Consider the following 249-nt stretch of genomic DNA (forward strand, 5'->3'; position numbering starts at 1 on the left):
AACGGCCAGGCAGTCGGTAGGCACCACGTCCCAGCCCACGCCCGGCAGTAGCATACTTCCGGCCACCGCCGCTCTATCTCCCAGTGACTCAGCCAGCCGGTAAACGTTAATTTCCGCTGTGATATCAAGGTAATGAATACCCTGGTCTATGCAGGCTTTCATCAGCGGTTCTGCTGTAGCAGCAAACGGCCCGGCGCAGTTCAGCACAACGCCGACGCCCGCCAGCTGCAGCGCGGTTTCAGCAGCGTC

General features: G+C 60.6%; 1 protein-coding gene. It reads right to left on the reverse strand.

Translation table 11 applies throughout. The features are described 5' to 3' along the window. Positions 1-249: saccharopine dehydrogenase NADP-binding domain-containing protein (locus KVT28_RS25920; RefSeq protein ID WP_217551131.1), on the reverse strand; the 249-nt coding region annotated here is incomplete at both ends.

The organism is Pantoea sp. GbtcB22, from assembly GCF_019091025.1.
GTDB classification, from domain to species: Bacteria; Pseudomonadota; Gammaproteobacteria; order Enterobacterales; family Enterobacteriaceae; genus Pantoea; species Pantoea leporis.